The organism is Tenacibaculum dicentrarchi, assembly GCF_964036635.1.
Classification (GTDB): domain Bacteria; phylum Bacteroidota; class Bacteroidia; order Flavobacteriales; family Flavobacteriaceae; genus Polaribacter; species Polaribacter dicentrarchi.
Genome location: NZ_OZ038524.1, coordinates 676510 through 696880, shown reverse-complemented (window position 1 = coordinate 696880; position 20371 = coordinate 676510). Strand labels below are relative to the sequence as shown.

Annotated in this window: 22 protein-coding genes; 9 read left to right on the top strand and 13 right to left on the bottom strand. The window is 30.3% G+C overall.

The window, feature by feature from the left end; all coding sequences use genetic code 11:
• Window positions 1-13: 13 nt before the first annotated feature.
• From ABNT14_RS03090 to ABNT14_RS03065, 6 genes are all read right to left on the bottom strand, one after another.
• On the bottom strand, window positions 14-166 hold the full coding sequence (locus ABNT14_RS03090) for a DUF4295 domain-containing protein (RefSeq protein ID WP_083501047.1): 153 nt from the start codon (window positions 164-166) through the stop codon (window positions 14-16).
• 37 nt (window positions 167-203) lie between these two features.
• On the bottom strand, window positions 204-386 hold the full coding sequence (gene rpmG, locus ABNT14_RS03085; protein WP_058884603.1) for a 50S ribosomal protein L33: 183 nt from the start codon (window positions 384-386) through the stop codon (window positions 204-206).
• Between the two features lie 27 nt (window positions 387-413).
• A complete protein-coding gene (rpmB, locus tag ABNT14_RS03080) occupies window positions 414-653 on the bottom strand; it encodes a 50S ribosomal protein L28 (RefSeq protein ID WP_101902299.1) in 240 nt (79 codons plus the stop codon).
• A gap of 258 nt (window positions 654-911) precedes the next feature.
• Window positions 912-2159: a competence/damage-inducible protein A gene (locus ABNT14_RS03075; RefSeq protein ID WP_101902300.1), complete on the bottom strand. Its 1248-nt coding sequence runs from the start codon at window positions 2157-2159 to the stop codon at window positions 912-914.
• Window positions 2160-2202: 43 nt separating this feature from the next.
• Window positions 2203-2811: a fumarylacetoacetate hydrolase family protein gene (locus ABNT14_RS03070; RefSeq protein WP_101902301.1), complete on the bottom strand. Its 609-nt coding sequence runs from the start codon at window positions 2809-2811 to the stop codon at window positions 2203-2205.
• Window positions 2812-2898: 87 nt separating this feature from the next.
• Window positions 2899-3738: a 1,4-dihydroxy-2-naphthoyl-CoA synthase gene (locus ABNT14_RS03065; protein ID WP_058884600.1), complete on the bottom strand. Its 840-nt coding sequence runs from the start codon at window positions 3736-3738 to the stop codon at window positions 2899-2901.
• Between the two features lie 93 nt (window positions 3739-3831).
• Between ABNT14_RS03065 and ABNT14_RS03060 the strand changes: the two genes are divergently transcribed.
• A complete protein-coding gene (locus ABNT14_RS03060) occupies window positions 3832-5097 on the top strand; it encodes an alpha/beta hydrolase-fold protein (protein WP_101902302.1) in 1266 nt (421 codons plus the stop codon).
• A gap of 73 nt (window positions 5098-5170) precedes the next feature.
• Here the strand turns inward: ABNT14_RS03060 and ABNT14_RS03055 are convergent, their stop codons facing one another.
• From ABNT14_RS03055 to ABNT14_RS03040, 4 genes are all read right to left on the bottom strand, one after another.
• The gene (locus ABNT14_RS03055) at window positions 5171-5620 is read right to left on the bottom strand and encodes a DNA-binding protein (RefSeq protein WP_101902303.1); all 450 of its coding nucleotides are present in this window, start codon (window positions 5618-5620) and stop codon (window positions 5171-5173) included.
• Window positions 5621-5629: 9 nt separating this feature from the next.
• On the bottom strand, window positions 5630-7342 hold the full coding sequence (gene menD / locus ABNT14_RS03050) for a 2-succinyl-5-enolpyruvyl-6-hydroxy-3-cyclohexene-1-carboxylic-acid synthase (RefSeq protein WP_101902366.1): 1713 nt from the start codon (window positions 7340-7342) through the stop codon (window positions 5630-5632).
• Between the two features lie 146 nt (window positions 7343-7488).
• Window positions 7489-8142, bottom strand: a complete 654-nt coding sequence (gene fsa, locus ABNT14_RS03045) for a fructose-6-phosphate aldolase (RefSeq protein ID WP_058884596.1) — start codon at window positions 8140-8142, stop codon at window positions 7489-7491.
• 75 nt (window positions 8143-8217) lie between these two features.
• A complete protein-coding gene (locus ABNT14_RS03040; RefSeq protein ID WP_101902304.1) occupies window positions 8218-9018 on the bottom strand; it encodes an SDR family oxidoreductase in 801 nt (266 codons plus the stop codon).
• Window positions 9019-9125: 107 nt separating this feature from the next.
• Between ABNT14_RS03040 and ABNT14_RS03035 the strand changes: the two genes are divergently transcribed.
• Window positions 9126-10784, top strand: a complete 1659-nt coding sequence (locus tag ABNT14_RS03035) for a M1 family metallopeptidase (RefSeq protein ID WP_101902305.1) — start codon at window positions 9126-9128, stop codon at window positions 10782-10784.
• A 146-nt stretch (window positions 10785-10930) separates the two neighbouring features.
• Here the strand turns inward: ABNT14_RS03035 and ABNT14_RS03030 are convergent, their stop codons facing one another.
• Together ABNT14_RS03030 and recF are read right to left on the bottom strand one after the other, a co-directional pair.
• A complete protein-coding gene (locus ABNT14_RS03030) occupies window positions 10931-11227 on the bottom strand; it encodes a DUF721 domain-containing protein (protein ID WP_101902306.1) in 297 nt (98 codons plus the stop codon).
• 21 nt (window positions 11228-11248) lie between these two features.
• Entirely contained in the window at window positions 11249-12328 is a 1080-nt protein-coding gene (gene recF / locus ABNT14_RS03025) for a DNA replication/repair protein RecF (protein ID WP_101902307.1), read from the bottom strand.
• A 112-nt stretch (window positions 12329-12440) separates the two neighbouring features.
• Between recF and ABNT14_RS03020 the strand changes: the two genes are divergently transcribed.
• The 7 genes from ABNT14_RS03020 to ABNT14_RS02990 all read left to right on the top strand — a co-directional run bounded on the left by ABNT14_RS03020 (window position 12441) and on the right by ABNT14_RS02990 (window position 18729).
• Window positions 12441-13223: a tetratricopeptide repeat protein gene (locus ABNT14_RS03020; RefSeq protein WP_101902308.1), complete on the top strand. Its 783-nt coding sequence runs from the start codon at window positions 12441-12443 to the stop codon at window positions 13221-13223.
• Window positions 13223-13729, top strand: coding sequence for a 6,7-dimethyl-8-ribityllumazine synthase (ribH, locus tag ABNT14_RS03015; protein ID WP_101902309.1), 507 nt, complete (start codon window positions 13223-13225; stop codon window positions 13727-13729). The genes ABNT14_RS03020 and ribH overlap by 1 nt, the downstream gene beginning before the upstream one ends.
• A gap of 176 nt (window positions 13730-13905) precedes the next feature.
• Window positions 13906-14178 (top strand): riboflavin synthase subunit beta, encoded by a 273-nt coding sequence (locus tag ABNT14_RS03010; protein ID WP_101902310.1) that lies wholly within the window; start codon window positions 13906-13908, stop codon window positions 14176-14178.
• A gap of 11 nt (window positions 14179-14189) precedes the next feature.
• Complete coding sequence (gene mutL, locus ABNT14_RS03005) at window positions 14190-16058, top strand: DNA mismatch repair endonuclease MutL (protein ID WP_101902311.1); 1869 nt, start codon at window positions 14190-14192, stop codon at window positions 16056-16058.
• 9 nt (window positions 16059-16067) lie between these two features.
• Window positions 16068-16793, top strand: a complete 726-nt coding sequence (locus ABNT14_RS03000) for a rhomboid family intramembrane serine protease (protein WP_101902312.1) — start codon at window positions 16068-16070, stop codon at window positions 16791-16793.
• 41 nt (window positions 16794-16834) lie between these two features.
• Window positions 16835-17701: a rhomboid family intramembrane serine protease gene (locus tag ABNT14_RS02995; protein WP_101902313.1), complete on the top strand. Its 867-nt coding sequence runs from the start codon at window positions 16835-16837 to the stop codon at window positions 17699-17701.
• Between the two features lie 14 nt (window positions 17702-17715).
• On the top strand, window positions 17716-18729 hold the full coding sequence (locus tag ABNT14_RS02990; RefSeq protein WP_101902314.1) for an endonuclease/exonuclease/phosphatase family protein: 1014 nt from the start codon (window positions 17716-17718) through the stop codon (window positions 18727-18729).
• On the opposite strand, the gene ABNT14_RS02985 is transcribed toward ABNT14_RS02990, so the two are convergent.
• A complete protein-coding gene (locus tag ABNT14_RS02985; protein WP_101902315.1) occupies window positions 18707-20371 on the bottom strand; it encodes an ABC transporter substrate-binding protein in 1665 nt (554 codons plus the stop codon). The two genes, ABNT14_RS02990 and ABNT14_RS02985, sit on opposite strands and share 23 nt — an antisense overlap.

The following is a 20371-nucleotide window of genomic DNA, read 5'->3' as shown; positions in this document are numbered from 1 at the left end:
TTGTAAACAAGTATTAATTTTTCTTGATAAAATCATTTACTTGTGCAGGATCCATAATAGCTTCAACGAATGTATAAGCTCCTGTTTTTGGAGACTTTACCATTTTGATTGCTTTAGTTAATCTTTTCGCTCCTGTTTGTAACGATGCTACTGATTTCTTTGCCATGTTCTATGGGTTATTTAAAGTTTTAAAAAACTTTTAATTATTTAATTTCTTTGTGAACTGTCATCTTCTTTAAGATAGAATTAAATTTCTTTAATTCCATTCTATCAGGAGTGTTTTTTTTGTTCTTTGTAGTAATATAACGTGAAGTTCCTGGTAAACCAGTTGCTTTGTGTTCAGTACATTCTAATATAACCTGAACTCTGTTTCCTTTTTTTGCCATCTCGGTGAAATTTTATCTAGTAAGGAATTATTTAGTTAAAAAACCATTCTCTCTAGCGCTTTTAATCACAGCAGAGATTCCTTTTTTATTAATATTTTTTAATGCAGAAGCTGATACTTTTAAAGTAATCCACTTATCTTCTTCTGGTATAAAGAAACGCTTAGTCATTAAGTTAGCGTTAAATTTTCTTTTAGTTCTATTTAATGCGTGAGAAACATTGTTCCCAACCATTGCTTTTTTTCCTGTAAGTTCACAAACTCTAGACATCTTCTTGACAGTTTTTAGTATTATTTCTAAACGAGGTGCAAATTTACGCAATTATATTGATTGCGCAAAAAAATCTCTTTTAAATTCTTATTATTTTTGATCTATTCTAACTGAGGTTAAGCATCTAACCTACTGGAAGCGTAACTGACGGCAAATCTACAATTTTTTTTGAATATATATGCCTTATTAAATAAATATTTAATAACTTATTCGCATTTTATTTATCAATAAATAATAACGGGCTAAAAAAACAATTCATTACTCTTTTAAAATACGTTCTCGCAACAAATCTAAAGCTTTAGTAACTGTTCTATTTAACACTTTTTCGCGAGGTTCCCCAAAATTAAACTCATACACCTCAACTCTCTGTTTACTTGCAATAGCAATACAAACAACACCTACACTTTTATCGGTATCATCAGTAGTTGGTCCTGCGTTTCCTGTTACCGCTATAGCAAAATCTGTTTTTAATTTTTTTAAACAACCAACTGCCATTTGTTTAGCAACCTGTTTACTAACAACGCTAAATTCTTGTATTGTTTGTTTTGAAACACCTAATAATTGTTCTTTTAATTCGGCGGTATAGGTTATAAAACCTCCTTTAAAATATGCAGATGAACCTGCTATTGATACTAAATTAGCTCCTATTTTTCCTCCTGTTAGACTTTCGGCAGTGCTTACTGTTTTATTTTTAGCGATTAATAAATCTCCTACTCTTTTCTCTATAGATGCAGCTGTATCAAAACCTACAATAACATCCGAAATTAAAGTATTTAATATTGCTACTTTACTAGCTACTTCTTTTTCTATAACTTCTTTATTCGTTCCTTTTGCTGATATTCTCAGTCTTACTTTTCCAAAAGATGGTAAATACGCTAACTTTATATGTGATGGCAAGCTATTTTCCCACTCTTCAATTCTTTCTGCGATAACAGTTTCACCTACGCCAACTGTCATAATTGTGGTGTGCGATATAAATGGCAGCTCATATTTTTGCTGAATCCGAGGTAATACTTCATTTGTCATTAAACCTTTCATTTCATAAGGCACTCCAGGTAATGACACAAAGACAGTATTATTTTCAAAAAACCACATTCCTGGAGCCGTACCAAATTGATTCATCAACAAAGTTGCTTTTGATGGTAATTCAGCTTGATATTTTTGAACCTGGTTATAAGGATGCTTTATCTTTTCAAATAATTCTTTAATATGGCTAATAACTTCATCATATATAATAACCTTATCATCATTAAAATATTCGGCTATTGTTTTTTTAGTGATATCATCCTTCGTTGGACCCAAACCACCAGTTATAATTACAATATCCGCTCTATTTTCGGCCTCTTTTAAGGCATTTAATATATGTTGTTTCTCATCTTGAATAGATGAAATTTGATATACCGAAACCCCAATTTTATTTAACTCTTGTCCTATCCATTGTGAATTTGTATCAACAATTTGACCGATTAAAATTTCATCACCAATAGTTATTATTTCTGCATTCATATGTTTTCATTAAAAAAGAATCCCGCAAAAAAGCGGGATATATTTATTTTATTTTAATATTAAAAGCTTGCTTACCTTCAATAACACCTGTTAAAACATCATTTTCAACGACCCTACCAACTCCTGCTGGAGTTCCTGTAAAAATAACATCGCCTTTTTTCAAGGTAAAATATTGCGATACATAACTAATTAATTCATCAATTTTCCAAAGCATCGTTTCAGAGTTTCCATCTTGAGCAACTTCATCATTTTTATATAATTGAAAAGAAATACTTTCTAAATTAAAATCTTCCTTCGGATAAAAATTACCAATAACAGCACTACCATCAAAGGCTTTTGCTTTTTCCCAAGGTAAACCTTTTTCTTTACATTTTGCTTGTACGTCTCTTGCTGTAAAATCGATTCCTAAACCTATTTCATCATAATATTTATGTGCAAATTTTGACGAGATATGTTTCCCTACCTTATTTATCTTTACCAAAACCTCCACTTCATAATGAATATCATCAGAAAAAGGCGGAATAAAAAAAGGCATTTTCTTTGGAAGAATTGCCGAGTCTGGTTTTAGAAAAACAACAGGACTCTCTGGCTTTTCGTTTGCCAATTCTTCAATATGTTTGGCATAATTACGCCCGATACAAATTATTTTCATTTATTTTAATTTCGAATTAATAATTTAAAATTACGAATTCTTAAAAAATAACAATTCGTAATTCATCATTGAAAATTTATGAATTGACTATGGTATCCAAGTTTTAGGGAAATTCGGTTTTCTTTTTTCTAAAAACGCATCACGCCCTTCTTTTGCTTCATCGGTCATATAAGCTAAACGGGTAACTTCACCAGCAAAAACTTGCTGTCCAACCATGCCATCATCTGTTAAATTCATAGCGAATTTTAACATTTTTATTGATGTTGGCGATTTTTCTAAAATCTCTTGCGCCCAATCAAAAGCAGTTTGCTCTAATTCATCATGAGGAATTACCGCATTAACCATTCCCATATCGTACGCTTCTTGCGCAGAATAATTTCTTCCTAAAAAGAAAATTTCACGAGCTTTTTTCTGCCCAACCATTTTTGCTAAATATGCTGACCCATATCCTGCATCAAACGACGTTACATCGGCATCGGTTTGTTTAAAAATAGCGTGTTCTTTACTTGCCAAAGTTAAATCGCAAACAACATGTAAACTATGTCCGCCACCAACTGCCCAACCTGGAACCACGCAAATTACTGCTTTTGGCATAAAACGAATTAATCGTTGTACTTCTAGAATATTTAAACGGTGGTAACCATCTTTACCAACATAGCCTTTATCGCCACGGGCATTTTGATCGCCACCCGAACAAAAACTCCAAACACCATCTTTTGACGAAGGACCTTCTGCCGATAATAAAACTACTCCTATATTAGTATCTTCATGTGCATCCTGAAAAGCATCTAACAATTCAGAAGTTGTATTTGGTCTGAAAGCATTTCGTATATCAGGACGGTTAAACGCTATTCTTGCTACGTTATGCGACTTTTTATAAGTAATATCTTCATACTCTTTGGCGACTTTCCATTGAGGTTGTATCATAATTTTATTATAGTATCGTTAATAAGTACAGCAAAAATAACATAATAACTTTGTTTTTCTTTTTTATATTTGAACGATATAATACAAACCTCTATGAAACAACTCTTTTTTTTAGTCGCTTTAGCAATAAGTACTAGCATTTTTTCACAAAAAGTGATTACTCACAATATTAATTCTTCCTTTTTTAAGAAGGGTCGATCTGTAAAAATTTACATCCCCAAAAATTACGAAAAAGATGAAACCACCAAATACCCTTTAGCTATTGTTTTAGGCAGTCAATATCTTTTTGATATGTATGTAGGTAATGCAAAACTATATGCAAATACCGACAAAGCTCCCCGACAAATTGTTGTTGGAATTGATATGGAAACCACCTATAAAAAAGATATTTCTATTATTCCATCTAATAATGCCCTAACAAGTAGTGCTAAAAAATTTCAGAAGTTTATCAAAAAAGAACTGATTCCTTATATGGAATTAAATTATAGAACTTCTCCTTTTATGACAATAGCTGCAGAAGGAAAAGCAGCTAATTTTAGCACCTATTTTTTAAAAGATGCCGAGCCTTTATTTAACGCTTTTATATGTATTACACCACAGTTCACAAAATTTAGTGCTAGCGCTATTGAATCTTATTCTTTAGGAAGATTAGCTCAAAAAGACAATACCTATTTTTTATACACTAGCAACAATAAAAAATACATCAACCCGAAACAACATGAATATTTTAGTGAAATTAGTACTTTTCTAGCTTCTTTTGAAGCAAAAAACCTACACATTACTTTTGATAAATTTGAAAACGCTCCTAGTTATTTATCTGTAATTGGCGAAACCATACCACGAGCATTTGAAAAAATGTTTTATTTATACGCTAAAATAACCAAAAGTGAATTTGACCAAAAAATTAAAGATTTAGATCCTTTAGAAGCAATTAAATATGTAGAGCAAAAATATTTAGACATTCAATATTTATACGGTTCAAATTTAAATGTTCGATTAGAAGATATTTTTGCCATTGAAAATATTGTTATTGATAAACAAGACGGAGATTATTTACGTGTTTTAGGTGATTTTGTAATGATAAAATATCCTAATTCACATATTGGCGATTTTTACGTTGGAAAATACCACGAACTAGGAAAAGCCTATGATAAAGCAGAGTTTTACTACAAAGCAGCCTTTGGAAAAATGAATCCTTCCGACCCAAATGCCAATGCTTTTTATGAGAATATTAAACGTGTAACCAGCTTAAAAGAAAGCCAACCAAAGGAAGAAGCTTTACCTGAAGAAAATTTAGAAGATACTCCAGAGGAAAACCCCGAAGACAATAATAACGAGAATAACGAAGACAGCGAATAATTTTAAGCCTTAAAAATCAAAAAATCCGTAGCTTTTTACACTGCGGATTTTTTTTATTTTTTTCATTTAAAACCTATTTAATCAATTCGATTCTATCTTGTTTTAAAAGGATTTTTTTATCCTTATATAAACCACCAATAGCTCTTTTAAATGCTTTTTTACTCATTTGTAAACGAAATTTAATGGCTTCTGGCGAACTTTTATCCGTAAGCATTAAATAGCCTTTTTCATCTAATTTACGCATAATTACATCGGCATCAGTATCAATTACGTTCCTAAAACCTTGCGGACGTAACGATACATCAATTTTACCGTCATCACGTATTTTTTTAACGTATCCGTAGGTTTCCATGCCTTCTTCAATATCTTGATATACTTCACTATTAAACAATAAACCGTCAAATTCATCATCAATTAAAACAGTATACCCTAAAGGTGTTTGCTCTACTATTTTTAAATTTATTTGGTCTCCTTCTTGTAACCCATCTTGTGAGTCTTCATATAATCCGTCTTGTAATTCCATCTTGTAAGTTTATAAATTTTTAAAATAGTTCTTTAAAACTACGTCATTTATTTCTTTTGGAGTAAAAACCTCCATTATTTTTGGTTTCTCAGATTCCGCATAAAAATCATTCAATCCGTTCAATTCTGCTGTTAATTCTTCTAAATTTGAAATAGCCGTATATTCAAAATCATACATTTTTGCCAAATGTTCCGCCGTTAAATGATGTGGCGTTTCAAAATAATTTGTGGCATTTGTAGTCGATGGTCCAGGGATAAACCTAAAAATTCCACCACCAGCATTGTTTATTATAATAATTCTAAAATCAGTAGGAATATTAGTGTTCCATAAAGCATTGCTATCGTAAAAAAAGCTCAAATCTCCTGTAATAAAAGTGGTTTTTTTGATATTTTTTGTAGCAAATCCCGCTCCGATTGCGGTACTTGTACTTCCGTCAATCCCGCTTGTACCTCTATTACAAAATATTTGCAAGGTTTTATTCGTATCAAATAATTGTGAATACCTGATAATAGAACTATTGCTAATTTGAAGTTGTGAATTACTAGGAATTACTTTTAAAACGGTTTCAAATACTTTTAAATCGGAATATTCACAATTTGCTAAATATTGTTGATGTTTTTGATGTCGTTCTTGCTTTTTAACTAGCCATTTTTGTTGATAAATATTGCTAATTTCTGCTAATTCACTTACTTTATTTTCTTGCTGATTTGCTAATTTTCGCAAAAAATGTACGGGTTTCTCTTGCACAAATTCCGATAAACATTGATAGGTATCCATCGGTTTAAATTCATCAATATGCCAATGATGTTTGGGTGTATATTTTCGTAAAAATTGCTTTATTTTCTTAGAAATTACCATTCCTCCCAAAGTAATTAAAACCGCTGGACGCAATGCCAAAAAATCAGCTTCGTTTAAAGGAATAATCAATTTATCAATGCTGTTGATAAATTTTGAATGATATAAATTTGAAGTCGTTTCTGTAAAAACTAAAACAGACTGATTGTCCGCTAAATTACTTAAAACCACTTGTAATTCATCATCAGGAAAATGACTTCCTACTAAAATAATTTTTTTAGAAGATGTATTCCAAATTTCTAGTAATTTCTGATAATTTTTAGCATTTTTTTCATGATTTTTGTGATTTTCATCTAAATTATCAGAAAAATCAACAGTTTTCAATTCATCAACAGTTTCATACAAAGGCTCATCAAAAGGAACATTTATATGAATTGGTGCTTTTTTTGAAATTGCAATTTGCAAGGCTTTACTTACTAAAGTTTTATTTTGAATAAACTGATTGCCCGATTTATTGGTCGATTCTGTTAAATTTGCCGAAAATAACACATGATTTTCAAACACATTTTCCTGACGGATGGTTTGCCCATCGCCAATATCAATTAAATGTTTGGGTCTATCCGCAGAAATTACCACCAGTGGAATATTGCTATAAAAAGCCTCCGCTATAGCGGGATAATAATTTAATAATGCAGAGCCTGAAGAACAAATCATAGCCACAGGTTTTCGCTTTTGCTGAGCGATTCCTAAGGCAAAAAAAGCGGCACAACGTTCATCAACAACACTTAATGTTTCTATATTCGGGTGATTTGAAAGCCCAATAGTAAGCGGTGCATTTCTTGAACCTGGTGAAATAATAACGGTATCAATATTAAATTGATGACATGCCGAAATAACTAATTGTGCGAGTTCTTTTTTTGGATACATTTTTTTCATTTAATGAGTTTCAAGCTTAGCAAAACTCAATATTACTAAGTATTTCTTTTATTTTTAAAGAAATAAAAAGTCAGAAAAATTAAAGACAAAACATCCTTTTACTTCTCTGACTTCCTATTTTAAAACAGTAATATTGTTTAGTTTCCTTTTTTATAATCTTCTAAAAATTTGGCTAAACCGATGTCTGTTAAAGGATGTTTTAACAATCCTTCGATAGCACTTAAAGGTCCTGTCATTACATTTGCCCCTAATTTTGCACAGTCAATAATGTGCATGGTATGACGTACAGATGCCGCTAAAATTTGTGTTTCAAAATTATAGTTATCATAAATTAAACGAATTTCAGAGATTAAGTTTAATCCATCTGTTGAAATATCGTCTAAACGACCAATAAATGGCGATACATAGGTTGCCCCTGCTTTTGCCGCTAATAACGCCTGACCTGCTGAAAAGACTAAAGTTACATTAGTTCTTATTCCTTTATCGGAAAAATATTTACAGGCTTTAATTCCATCTTTTATCATTGGTAATTTTACCACAATTTGAGGATTTAAAGCAGCCAAAGCATCTCCTTCTTTTTTCATCCCTTCGAAATCTGTTGAAATAACCTCAGCAGAAACATCGCCTTCAACAATTTCACAGATAGCCTTGTAATGATTTATGATATTTTCATGCCCTGTAATTCCTTCTTTTGCCATTAAAGATGGATTCGTTGTTACACCGTCTAAAATTCCTAAAGCTTGTGCTTCTTTAATTTGTGCTAAATTTGCTGTATCAATAAAAAATTTCATCTGTATATATGTTATGTGGTTAAATTAATTTTAATTAAAAGTGATTTTTGACTTTACAGAATATTGCCTGCAAATTTACAATTTATAATGGTTCATTAGTAATTTTTGATATATATTATCTGGTAAAACACGCTTTAAAATTACGGAAAATTTTTCCATAAAACCACCTATTTTATAATGAATTTTCGGGTTTTTATCTTCAATAATTCGATGCAGTGCCTTTGCCATTACATCAGGGTTCATTCCTGATGATACATGTGCATCCATCAACGCTAAATTTTCGGCATATTTTTCTTTATAAGCCGATTTTTCATACACTGGCGTATGGTAGCGTCCTGCGGCAATATTGGTGGCAAAATCACCAGGAGCTACATTTATTACTTTAATCCCGAAGCTTTTCACCTCCATACTGATGGCTTCTGTAACGAGTTCTAAAGCACCTTTACTTGCCGAGTAAATTCCTCTAAAAGGCAATCCCATATACCCTGCGATAGAGGTTAAATTAATAATAACACCCGATTTTTGATGACGCATTTGTGGTAAAACAGCCTTGATAACATCAATCGCGCCAAAGAAATTTGTGTTAAAATTGGCACGCATTTCATCGGTTGGCGTGTCTTCAATCGACCCTGTTATTCCTTTTCCTGCATTGTTTATTAACACCTCTATTTTGCCTTCTTTTTCGATGATAATTTCAATAGCTTTTTGTATGGTTGCTGGTTTTGTAACATCTAAAGCAACCATTTTATATGGTAATTTTAAATCTGATGGATTTCTACTTGTTCCGTAAACGGTGTAATTTTTATGATGCAAATAAGTAGCAACTGCTTTTCCGATTCCAGAAGATGCACCTGTTATTAATACGACTTTTGACATTAAATTGATTTTATGCAAATATCAGAAAAGTTCGCTATAATTAAGAAGAGTTTAAAAATACTTATCTTTGTAATTCTTATTTTTTCAGAAAACAGCAGTATCTTATTATGTATAAAAAATTAATTATAAGTATTTTCTTCTTACTTATCAGCAGCAATATCTTAGCACAAACGGGGCTATTTGAACACCATAAAAATTTCACACATCAAGACAGTTTGAGAGGGTCAATTACACCTGAAAGAATTTGGTGGAATTTGACCTATTATCATTTAGATATTGCTATTAATCCTGATAAAAAATTTATCCAAGGAAAAAACACGGTACAATACACGGTTTTAAAACCACATAATGTATTGCAAATTGATTTACAAGCGCCTTTAAAAATCACGAAAGTTATTCAAAACGGCAAAGAATTAAAAGTAACTCATCAAGGAAATGCGCATTTTATTCATTTAAAAAAGCATCAAAAAACAGGTACTGTTAATTCTTTAGATGTTTACTATCAAGGACACCCAAAGGTTGCTAAAAATGCGCCTTGGGACGGTGGTTTCACCTGGAAAAAAGATAAAAATGGCAATCATTTTGTAGCCACTTCTTGCCAAGGATTAGGCGCTAGTGTTTGGTGGCCAAACAAAGACCATATGTACGACGAGGTAGACAGCATGGCAATTAGCGTGCGTGTTCCTAAAAATTTGATGGATATTTCTAACGGAAAATTACGCAAAATAGAACAACATAAAGATGATACAAAAACCTATCATTGGTTTGTTAATAATCCTATTAATAATTATGGTGTAAATATAAATATTGGCGATTATGTGCATTTTTCTGAAAAATATAACGGCGAAGCGGGTGTTTTAGACATGGATTATTATGTGTTGCGAAACAACTTATCGAAAGCAAAAAAGCAGTTTAAAGATGCCCCTAAAATGATGAAAGCTTTTGAGCATTGGTTTGGGAAATATCCTTTTTATAAAGATGGATACAAACTCGTGGAAACGCCGTATTTAGGTATGGAACATCAAAGTTCGGTTACGTATGGAAATAATTTTAAAAACGGATATTTAGGACGTGATTTATCGGGGACTGGTTGGGGTTTAAAGTTTGATTTTATTATTATTCACGAATCTGGGCATGAGTGGTTTGCCAATAACATTACCAATAAAGATATTGCCGATATGTGGATTCATGAGAGTTTTACCGCCTATTCTGAAAGCTTATTTTTAGACTATTACTACGGTAAAAAAGCGGCTTCTGAGTACGTTATTGGAACTCGAAAAAGTATTTTGAATAACATTCCTATTATTGGGCAATATGGTGTAAACAGTGAAGGTTCTGGCGATATGTATTATAAAGGTGCAAATATGTTACACAACATTAGAACCTTGCTTAATAATGATGAAAAATGGCGACAAATTTTACGTGGCTTAAATTCGGTTTTTTATCATAAAACAGTAACGACCAAGCAGGTTGAAAATTATTTAATAGCACAATCGGGCTTAGATTTATCTTGTATTTTTGATCAGTATTTGCGTACAGTGAAAATTCCTGTTTTTGAATATAAAATCAAAAACAATAACATTTCATATCGATGGAAAAATGTTATTGATGGTTTTAATATGCCGATAAATATTTTAGTTGATAAAAAAACACAGCAATTAAAACCTTCTAAAAATTGGCAAAAAACAACATTTTCTTCGGATAAAACAGCGACTAAAATTACAGTGGATGAAAATTTTTATGTAGATATTAAAAACATAAAATAAACACAACATACATTACGTACAAACACTATCTATCGCGTCTAACATACAGGGTTATAAATAATTTACATCTATAAAATGTTATACCCATAAAAAAGACGCGATAACCGTAAAGAGACGCGATAAATCGACGTCTCTCTACATTATTATTACACCAACATTAATTTTTTGATCAAATTTTCGCCCATTTCTTCGTTCATCATTTTTATGATTTTATCTTTTCCGTAATTTAATTCCTCCCTTAAAACAGAAGAAGATAATCGAACAATTAGCGTTCCGTTTTGCAACCTTACTTCGGTTGTATAAGACGTTACTCCTGCGCCCATTAATTTGGTCCAAGCTTCTGAAATATGAATTTTCTGAAAGCCTTTTTTTAAATTTCCTTCTTTAATATAGCTTCCTAATAAATCTTTTATTGAAAAACTATCGTTTTCTCGTTTTGCCATACTTTTTTAAATTTATGATTACTACAATTTAAAAATCTGATATTCTTGATTGCTATTTTTAAGCACATTTTCGGTTCTATCAAAATGTGTATCGGTTATAAAAATTTGCCCAAAAGCATCATTATTTACCAAAGCAACAATTTGTGCTACCCTATTTTCATCTAATTTATCAAAAATATCATCTAATAAGAGAATTGGCGTTACATTTGATTGTTTTTTTAAAAATTCAAACTGCGCTAGTTTCAGGGCAATTAAGTAGGTTTTTTGCTGTCCTTGCGAACCGAATTTTTTAATCGGATATTGGTCAATTTCAAAATTCAAATCATCTTTATGAATTCCTGATGTTGTATATTGCAACATCCTATCTTTGGCTAAACTATTGGCAAATAAATCAGTTAAAGAAGCGTCGTGCAACTGACTTTTGTAACGCAAATTTACGGTTTCTTTATTGCCTGAAATTATATGGTGTTTTGCATTAAAAATTGGCACAAATCCTTCCAAAAAAGCTTTTCTCTTTTGATAAATTACAGTTCCATATTCTACTAATTGAGCATCATATACCTTTAAATTTAGAGCATCAAAAGTTCTGTTTGCTACAAAATATTTTAACAAGGCATTTCTCTGACTGATAATTTTATTATACGAAATTAAGCTTTGTAAATAATTTTTATCTTGCTGAGAAATAACGTTGTCCATAAATTTGCGACGGGTTTCACTACCTTCTACAATTAAGTTTCTATCGGCTGGCGAAATAATGACTAATGGCAATTGCCCAATATGCTCCGAAAACTTTTCGTAAGGCTTACCATTTCTTTTTAATATTTTTTTCTGACCTCTTTTTAAAGAACATAAAATTTTTTCATTTCTACTAGCTAACTGATATGCGCCTTCAATCATAAAAAAATCTTGCCCATGACGAATATTTTGACCCGCTATCGAATTAAAGTAACTTTTTGCAAACGATAAATAATAAATAGCATCTAACACATTCGTTTTACCAACACCATTACTACCCACAAAACAGTTTATTTTCTCTTGAAAATCAAACGATTGCGTTTCAATATTTTTAAAATTTACTAAAGATAATTTTTGCAAATACATGATTTTTTTTTTTTTCAGAAAAGAAAGCGCAAATTATCATTTTTTCAGGAATAATCCATTTTTAAAATCCAATTTAAAAAGCTATTTTTGTTCCACAAATTTTTAAGCAATTATGGCTACATACAAGAAGAGGGGTTACAAACCTAAAAAAGAAAAGGTTGAGCAAGAAGTTGAAGAGAACTTTGATGAATCGCAAAGTACAACAGCCGAAGTATTTAATACTTTAGATGATACCGCAAATAAATCAGAACAGTGGATTGAAAAAAACAGTAAGAATTTATTTTTAGGATTGGTAGCTGTTGCAGCTGTAATTTTAGGTTATTTAGCGTACAATACATTTATTTCTGAGCCCAATGAAAAAGAGGCGTCAAATGAATTATCTCACCCAAGAGTCTTTTTTGATAAAGCAGAAAAATCAGCTGGTAAACCTGCAGAAGCTCTTTATAATATTGGACTTAATGGTGGTGATGGTAAATATGGTTTTATTGATATTGCTAGTAAATTTAGTGGAACAAAAGCAGGAAATTCAGCAAATCTTTATGCAGGTCTTTCTTTCTTAAAAACAAAAAAATACGAAGAAGCAATTAAATATTTAAGTGATTTTAATTCAGAAGATGAATTATTAGGAGCTATTGCTTTAGGAGCTATTGGTGATGCGTTTGCTGACATTAACCAATCGGAAGATGCTTTAACATACTATCAAAAAGCAGCTAAAAAGAAAAGTAATGATTTTACAGCTCCTTTATTCTTATTTAAAGCAGCACAAACTGCTATGAATTTAAAAGAATATACTACTGCTGAAAAATTATATACAACTATTAAAGAAAAATACGCTAGTACTGACCAAGGTCGAGATATTCAAAAATATATCAATAGTGCAAAATACGCGCAATAATGGCAACAACAAATTTATCTTATTATGATAAAACAACTATCCCAAATGCGAAATCTTTTCGATTTGGGATTGTTGTTTCAGAATGGAATCCTGAAATTACAGAAAACCTTCATAAAGGTGCTATTGAAGCATTTTTAGATTGTGGGGCAGAAAAAAACAACATTATTTCTTGGGATGTTCCTGGAAGTTTTGAATTGGTTTATGGATGTAAAAAAATGATTGAATCTCAAAAAGTAGATGCAATTATTGCCATTGGAAACGTAATTCAAGGAGAAACAAAACACTTCGATTTTGTATGTGATGGTGTTACACAAGGTATTGTAGATTTGAACATTAAATATGATGTTCCTGTAATTTTTTGTGTATTAACTGATAATACAAAACAACAATCACTTGATAGGTCTGGAGGAAAATTAGGTAATAAAGGTATTGAATGTGCTATTGCAGCTATTAAAATGGCAGCACTTAAAAACCTAGACAAACCTTCTACTTCTCTAGGGTTTTAAATATATTATTTAAATATCAGTTAAAATTAAAAAGAACCAAAATATATAATATATTGGTTCTTTTTAACTTTAATTTAGGCTTATTTTTTTGACAATTAGTCATAATTCAGTAACTTTGAATTTAGTCTTAATTTGGTGTAATTTTTGTTGCATTACAGTATTCAAAAGCAGTAACTATGGGATTTATTAAAAAAGAAAATAAAAAATTCGATTACAAACCAACTTACTACAAAGGCGAAGGAAATCCTTATCAAGTAAAACATAAATTTGATAAATATCGTACAACTGTTGGTAAAACAAAAGGATTAAAAGCTAAGTTTACAACAGCAATTGATGAGTTTAAAAACTCTAAAAATGGAGGTTTCAATAGCACAATTTTAATTTTAATTGCTTTTTTTACACTTTTATTTTTATTTATTATCGATTTTGACCTTTCTATCTTTTTATAAAAAAATAACAAATGTCTGATATTATACAATTATTACCAGATCATGTTGCTAACCAAATTGCTGCTGGTGAAGTAGTACAACGCCCAGCCTCTGTAGTTAAAGAATTAATAGAAAATTCAATTGATGCAGGTGCAAATACGATAAAACTGTTAATTAAAGATGCAGGTAAAACCTTAATTCAAGTAATTGACGATGGTAAAGGAATGAGTATTACTGATGCTCGATTAAGTTTTGAACGTCATGCAACATCAAAAATTAAAGATGCTCAAGATTTATTTAACTTAAACACCAAAGGTTTTAGAGGAGAAGCTTTAGCATCTGTAGCTGCTATTGCACATGTAGAGTTAAAAACAAAACAAGAAAATGAAGAACTTGGTTCTTGTATCAAAATAGCAGGAAGTAAAATTGTTTCACAAGAAAGTATTTCTACACCAAAAGGAACAAGTATTGCTGTTAAAAACTTATTTTATAATATTCCTGCACGTAGGAATTTCTTAAAATCTGACAGTATTGAAACCCGTCATATTGTAGATGAATTTCAAAGAGTTGCTTTAGCACATCCTGATATTTCATTTTTATTACAACACAACAATACAGAACTTTATCACCTTAAAAAAAGTAATTTACGTAAAAGAATTGTAGCTGTTTTTGGTAATAAAATGAATGAACGATTAGTTCCTATTTCAGAACAAACAGATATTATTTCAATAAGAGGTTTTACTACAAAATCTGAATTTGCTAAGAAAAAAAGAGGCGAACAATACTTTTTTGTAAATAACAGATTTATAAAAAGTTCATACTTAAACCATGCCGTAGTTATGGCTTTTGAAGGATTATTAGAAGCTGGCTCACATCCTTCTTATTTTTTATATTTAGAAGTTCCGCCAAATAGTATTGATATCAATATACATCCAACAAAAACGGAAATTAAATTTGATAACGAAAAAGTTTTATATGCTATTTTACGTGCAACTATAAAACATAGTTTAGGGCAATATAATGTTACCCCTGCATTAGATTTTAGTAGAGATGCAAACTTAGATACGCCGTATGATTATAGTAAAAAATCTTCTGACTCATCTAAACTTCCTCCAATTACTGTGGACCATAATTTTAACCCGTTTACATCATCTCCTAGTTATGAAGAAAAATCTGACACTTCAAATTACTCTGATGAGCAAAATAACTCAAATTCGGTAAGTTATCAATCTAATTTCAAAAAAGATACAGGCGATTGGGAGGCTTTATATCCTAATAATAAATCGATAGATAATACAAAACAAGAACAACTTTTTGAATCTCAACAAGAAACTGAAACGGGTAAAACCTTTCAAATTCAAAAAAAATATTTATTAAGCTCTATTAAATCGGGGGTAGTTTTAATTAATCAATCGTTAGCACATCAACGTGTTTTATATGAAGAATTTTTAGAAAATATTACCGTTAAAGAAGCTAGTAGTCAACAATTATTATTTCCTGTAAATATTTCTTTTTCTAAATCGGATATAGGAATGATTTATACCATAAAATCAGATTTAGAAAGTGCTGGTTTTATGTTTGAAGAATTTACTAAAGAAAGTGTTATTATTCGTGGAATACCTACTTCAATAAGCGAAAGTCAAATCACCTTAATTTTAGAAGAATTATTAGACGATATTAAATTAGAAGTGCCAGATGCTAGTTTTAGTCATTTTGATGTTATGGCAAAATCTTTTGCAAAATCATTAGCTTTAAAAACAGGAACAGTATTATCTATTAAAGAACAAGAAAACTTAGTAAACGATTTATTTTCTTGTAGAGAACCTAACACATCACCATTTGGTAAACCTACGTTTAAAACACTAACATTAAACGAAATTGATACCATTTTTAATAAATAAAAAATAATTATGGCAAAAATAACCGACGCTATAAAGCATTTAATAATCATTAACGTGATTATGTATTTTGCGCCACAACTTTTAAATTTAGATTTAACAAATATTTTTGCATTACATTATCCAGAAAATGAACACTTTGGGTTTTGGCAATATATTACTCATATTTTTATGCATGGAAGCCCTATGCATTTACTTTTTAACATGTATGCTTTATGGGCTTTTGGTACTCCTTTAGAACAAATGTGGGGTAAAAATAAATTTATTTTCTTTTATTTTTCAGCGGGTATAGGTGCAGGTTTAATATATACGCTTGCTGATTATTACCAATTTAGTGGAATTTATAATCAATTGATTAATTTAGGAGTATCAGGTACTGAGATAAAAAATCTTTTAAATACAGGGCAATATAATGATACCTTAATTACGCTTTCTAATGAAAAAATGAGCGAATTTTATAGCCTTTATCATACTCCTGCTGTTGGTGCATCAGGAGCTGTTTATGGTATTTTAGTTGCCTTCGGATTAATGTTTCCTAATTCAAAATTAGCTTTAATATTTTTTCCAGTACCAATTGCAGCAAAATACTTTATTCCTTTAATGATTGCTGGTGATTTATTTTTTGGAGTAACAAAATATTCTATTGGTAACATTGCTCATTTTGCACATGTTGGAGGAGCTATTATTGGTTTTATTATTGCTTGGTATTGGAAAAAAAATCAATTTAAAAATCATTAATTTAGTATATTACATTGTTTTTTATAAAATAAAGCTAACTAATGGAAACTTTAAATACGTTAAAATATCGATTTAAAAATGCGGGCATTGTAGAACAATTAATCTATGTAAACCTTGCAATATATATATTGGTTTTTATCACCAATATATTTCAACCGAATAATAATTTTATTATTGAATGGTTTTCTTTACCTGCAAATTTTGATGAATTTTTATCAAAACCATGGACAATTATTACTTATGGTTTTTTACATGCTGGCTTTATTCATATACTATCAAACTTATTTGCGCTGTTTTATATAGGTCATTTTTTCAAACAATATTTTACATCAAAACAACTCCTTAATTTCTATCTTTTAGGGACGTTATTTGGAGGTATTATTTTTGTTACTAGTTATAGTTTTTTCCCATTTTTACAACAAGTTACCGATAATGATGTTTTATTAGGTGCATCCGCAGGTATTTCTGCTATTTTTATAGGAAGTGCTACTTATATGCCTAATTATGAATTAAAAATACCTTTAATTGGTTTTGTGAAATTATGGAAATTAGCGGGTATTTGGGTAGCTCTCGATGTACTTCAAATACCTGCTGGAAATCTTGGAGGACATTTAGCACATATCGGTGGGGCGTTATTTGGTTTTTTATATGTTTTAAAAGCAAGTAACAAAGAAATAATAGTTTTTAACACGCTACGAAAAACTGTCAGTAAGTATTTTGAAAAAAAAGAGAAACCATTAAAAACAGTTTATAAATCAGGGAAAAAACCAACCAAAACGACTTTTAAAAAGACTCAAAAATCTAAAAACCAACAAAAAATTGATACTATTTTAGATAAAATAAGTACATCTGGCTATGATACTTTAACCCAAACCGAAAAAGATTTTTTATTTAAACAAGGTAAATAATGCAAGATTAAAAGATGAAAAAATCCCCTATCATACAGAAGTTCTTCTTCTTGATAAATTCAATTTTAGCTACACTATTATTGCTTTGTTATGTTTTACCCTATGTGTCGCCACAGGTAATTCCTGCCCTAGCAGTTTTGAGTTTATTTGTGCCATTATTAATTGTTTTGAATTGCTTTTTTTTCGTTTATTGGTTGCTTAAAATTAATAAAAAAGCGTTACTATCACTACTTATTTTAAGTATCGGATGGGTAAGCTCTACACCACTTATAAAATTATCAAATAAAGAAACAGTTTTAAATGATGACTTAAAAGTAATGAGCTACAATGTGCATCTATTTAATTATTACAAACATATAAATGACATTACCACCGAACAAAAAATATACGAGTTCATCAACAATCAAAACCCCGATATTGTGGCTATGCAAGAGTTTTATCGATCTGAATTATTAGACATAAAACTGCCTTATAAATATATTAAAACCAAGTCAAAATCTAGAAAATTTGGACTTGCTATTTACAGTAAATACCCCATTGTAAACTCTGGTTCTTTAAACTTTAAAAATAGCGCAAACAATACTATTTTTGCCGATATTGTTAAAAATAAAGACACCATTCGTATTTATAACGTGCATTTAGAGTCGTTAAAAATAAATCCGAATAAAGACTATTTTGGCGAAAAAGATTCAGGGCATTTATTTAAGCGTTTGGCAAATGGATTTAAAAAACAAGTATCGCAAACCGAGCTAATTTTACAGCATGAATATTCTTGGAAGAAGAAAAAAATTATATGTGGCGATTTTAATAATACCGCATATTCTTGGGTGTATCAAAAGTTATCTGAAGATAAAAAAGATGCCTTTTTAACCGCTGGAATTGGCTTAGGTAAATCATTCCGATACATGTATCCGATGCGTATTGATTTTATGCTAACCGATAATACCGCCACTATAAATCAATATAAAACATTTAGCGATATTAAATTTTCGGACCACTACCCTATTATGACCCGTTTGCATTGGTAGTTTTTTTAACCCTTTTTAAATTCAATAAATCAATTGGGTTAATACCTAAATTATATATGTTTTTTTGACTAAAACGAATAACTTCATCATAATAAAGAGGAACGATTGGTGCTTGTTCAATAATAATACTATCCATTTTTTGGTATAATTGATAGCGTTTTTTTATGTCAATTTCTTGTATTGATTTTTCATATAAAACATCAAACTTATCATTTTTAAAATGTGTATAATTAGGACCATTAGGTGTGAAATTTTTGCTATAAAATAACGACAAATAATTTTCTGCATCAGGATAATCGGCAATCCAACTAGCTCTAAAAATCGGCAATTTACCACTTGATTTTGCTTGTCGTAAAGTCGATGGAGGAATCACCGATACGGCTACTTGCAATCCTATATTTTGTAATTCTCGTTGGATAAATTCACATAAATCTAAATAATTTCCGTTGGTTGTAATGGTAATTTTAGGGTTTTTATCGCCTGTTTCTTGCATATATTTTTTCACTAATTCTGATGCTTTTTCAGGTTGATACGAATATCCTTTTTGATTATTGAATGACGGCAAACCTTTGGGAATAAATCCATTTTCGGCTGGAGTTCCGATGCCATTTCGTAAAAATTTAATCATTTTTTCACGATCAAATCCTTGATTAATTGCCTGTCGTATTAATTTTGACTTTGTTGGATAATTCTCAGTATTTTCTGAATAAATTCCCAAATATTCCGTGTTTAAATATGCCCCAGTTTGCATGATTATTTTATCAGTATATTTATCTTTTAAAGTTCCATCGGTATTTAAAATATCGTCTTTATAAGAGGCATCTAAACTTTTCATAAAATCAAGATTTCCTTGGATAAATTGCAGATATTCACTTTGTTTATCAGGCAAAAAAGTAATTGCCACGGCTTCTAAATAAGGTAATTTATCCCCATTTGTATCTTTTTCAAAATACAACGGATTTTTACGCAAAACTAATTTGGTATTTTCTTCCCATATTTTAAATTGAAAAGCCCCTGTTCCTATCGGATTTGCTCGAAAAGAATTTCCAAAATAATCCACAGCTTCTTTAGGAACTACCGAACAATATTTCATTGCCAACAATCCTAGAAAAGGCGGAAAAGCTTGTTTTAAATTGATAGTGAAAATAGAATCATTTTCGGCTTTAAAATTTTTTACATTTTGAAGAACCCAGCCACCTGGAGATGCTATTTTTTTTGATACTAATCGATCTAATGAATATTTAAAATCTGTAGCAATAACATTTCTTGTAGAATCTTTACCAAATAAATGATGCTTATGAAACTTCACATCGTTTCTTAAAGTAAAACGATACGTTTTTCCATCTTCAGAAATCGACCATTTTTCAGCAATATCTGGCTGAATATGTAAACTATCATCCAACTGAACCAAGCCATTAAATAATTGATTTACCACCCAAATATTCCGCTGATCTTTGGCAAAAGCAGGGTCTAACGAAGTAATATTTGAATGTTCATTATATCTAAAAACTTGTGAATCTGTAAATTTACTACTTTGTTTGGTACAGGAATACAATCCTATAAAAAGAATGAATAAAATGAAATAATTACTCTTACTTTCTTTTAAAAAGCTACTTAAAATTTTTGAAATTGTTTCGTACAT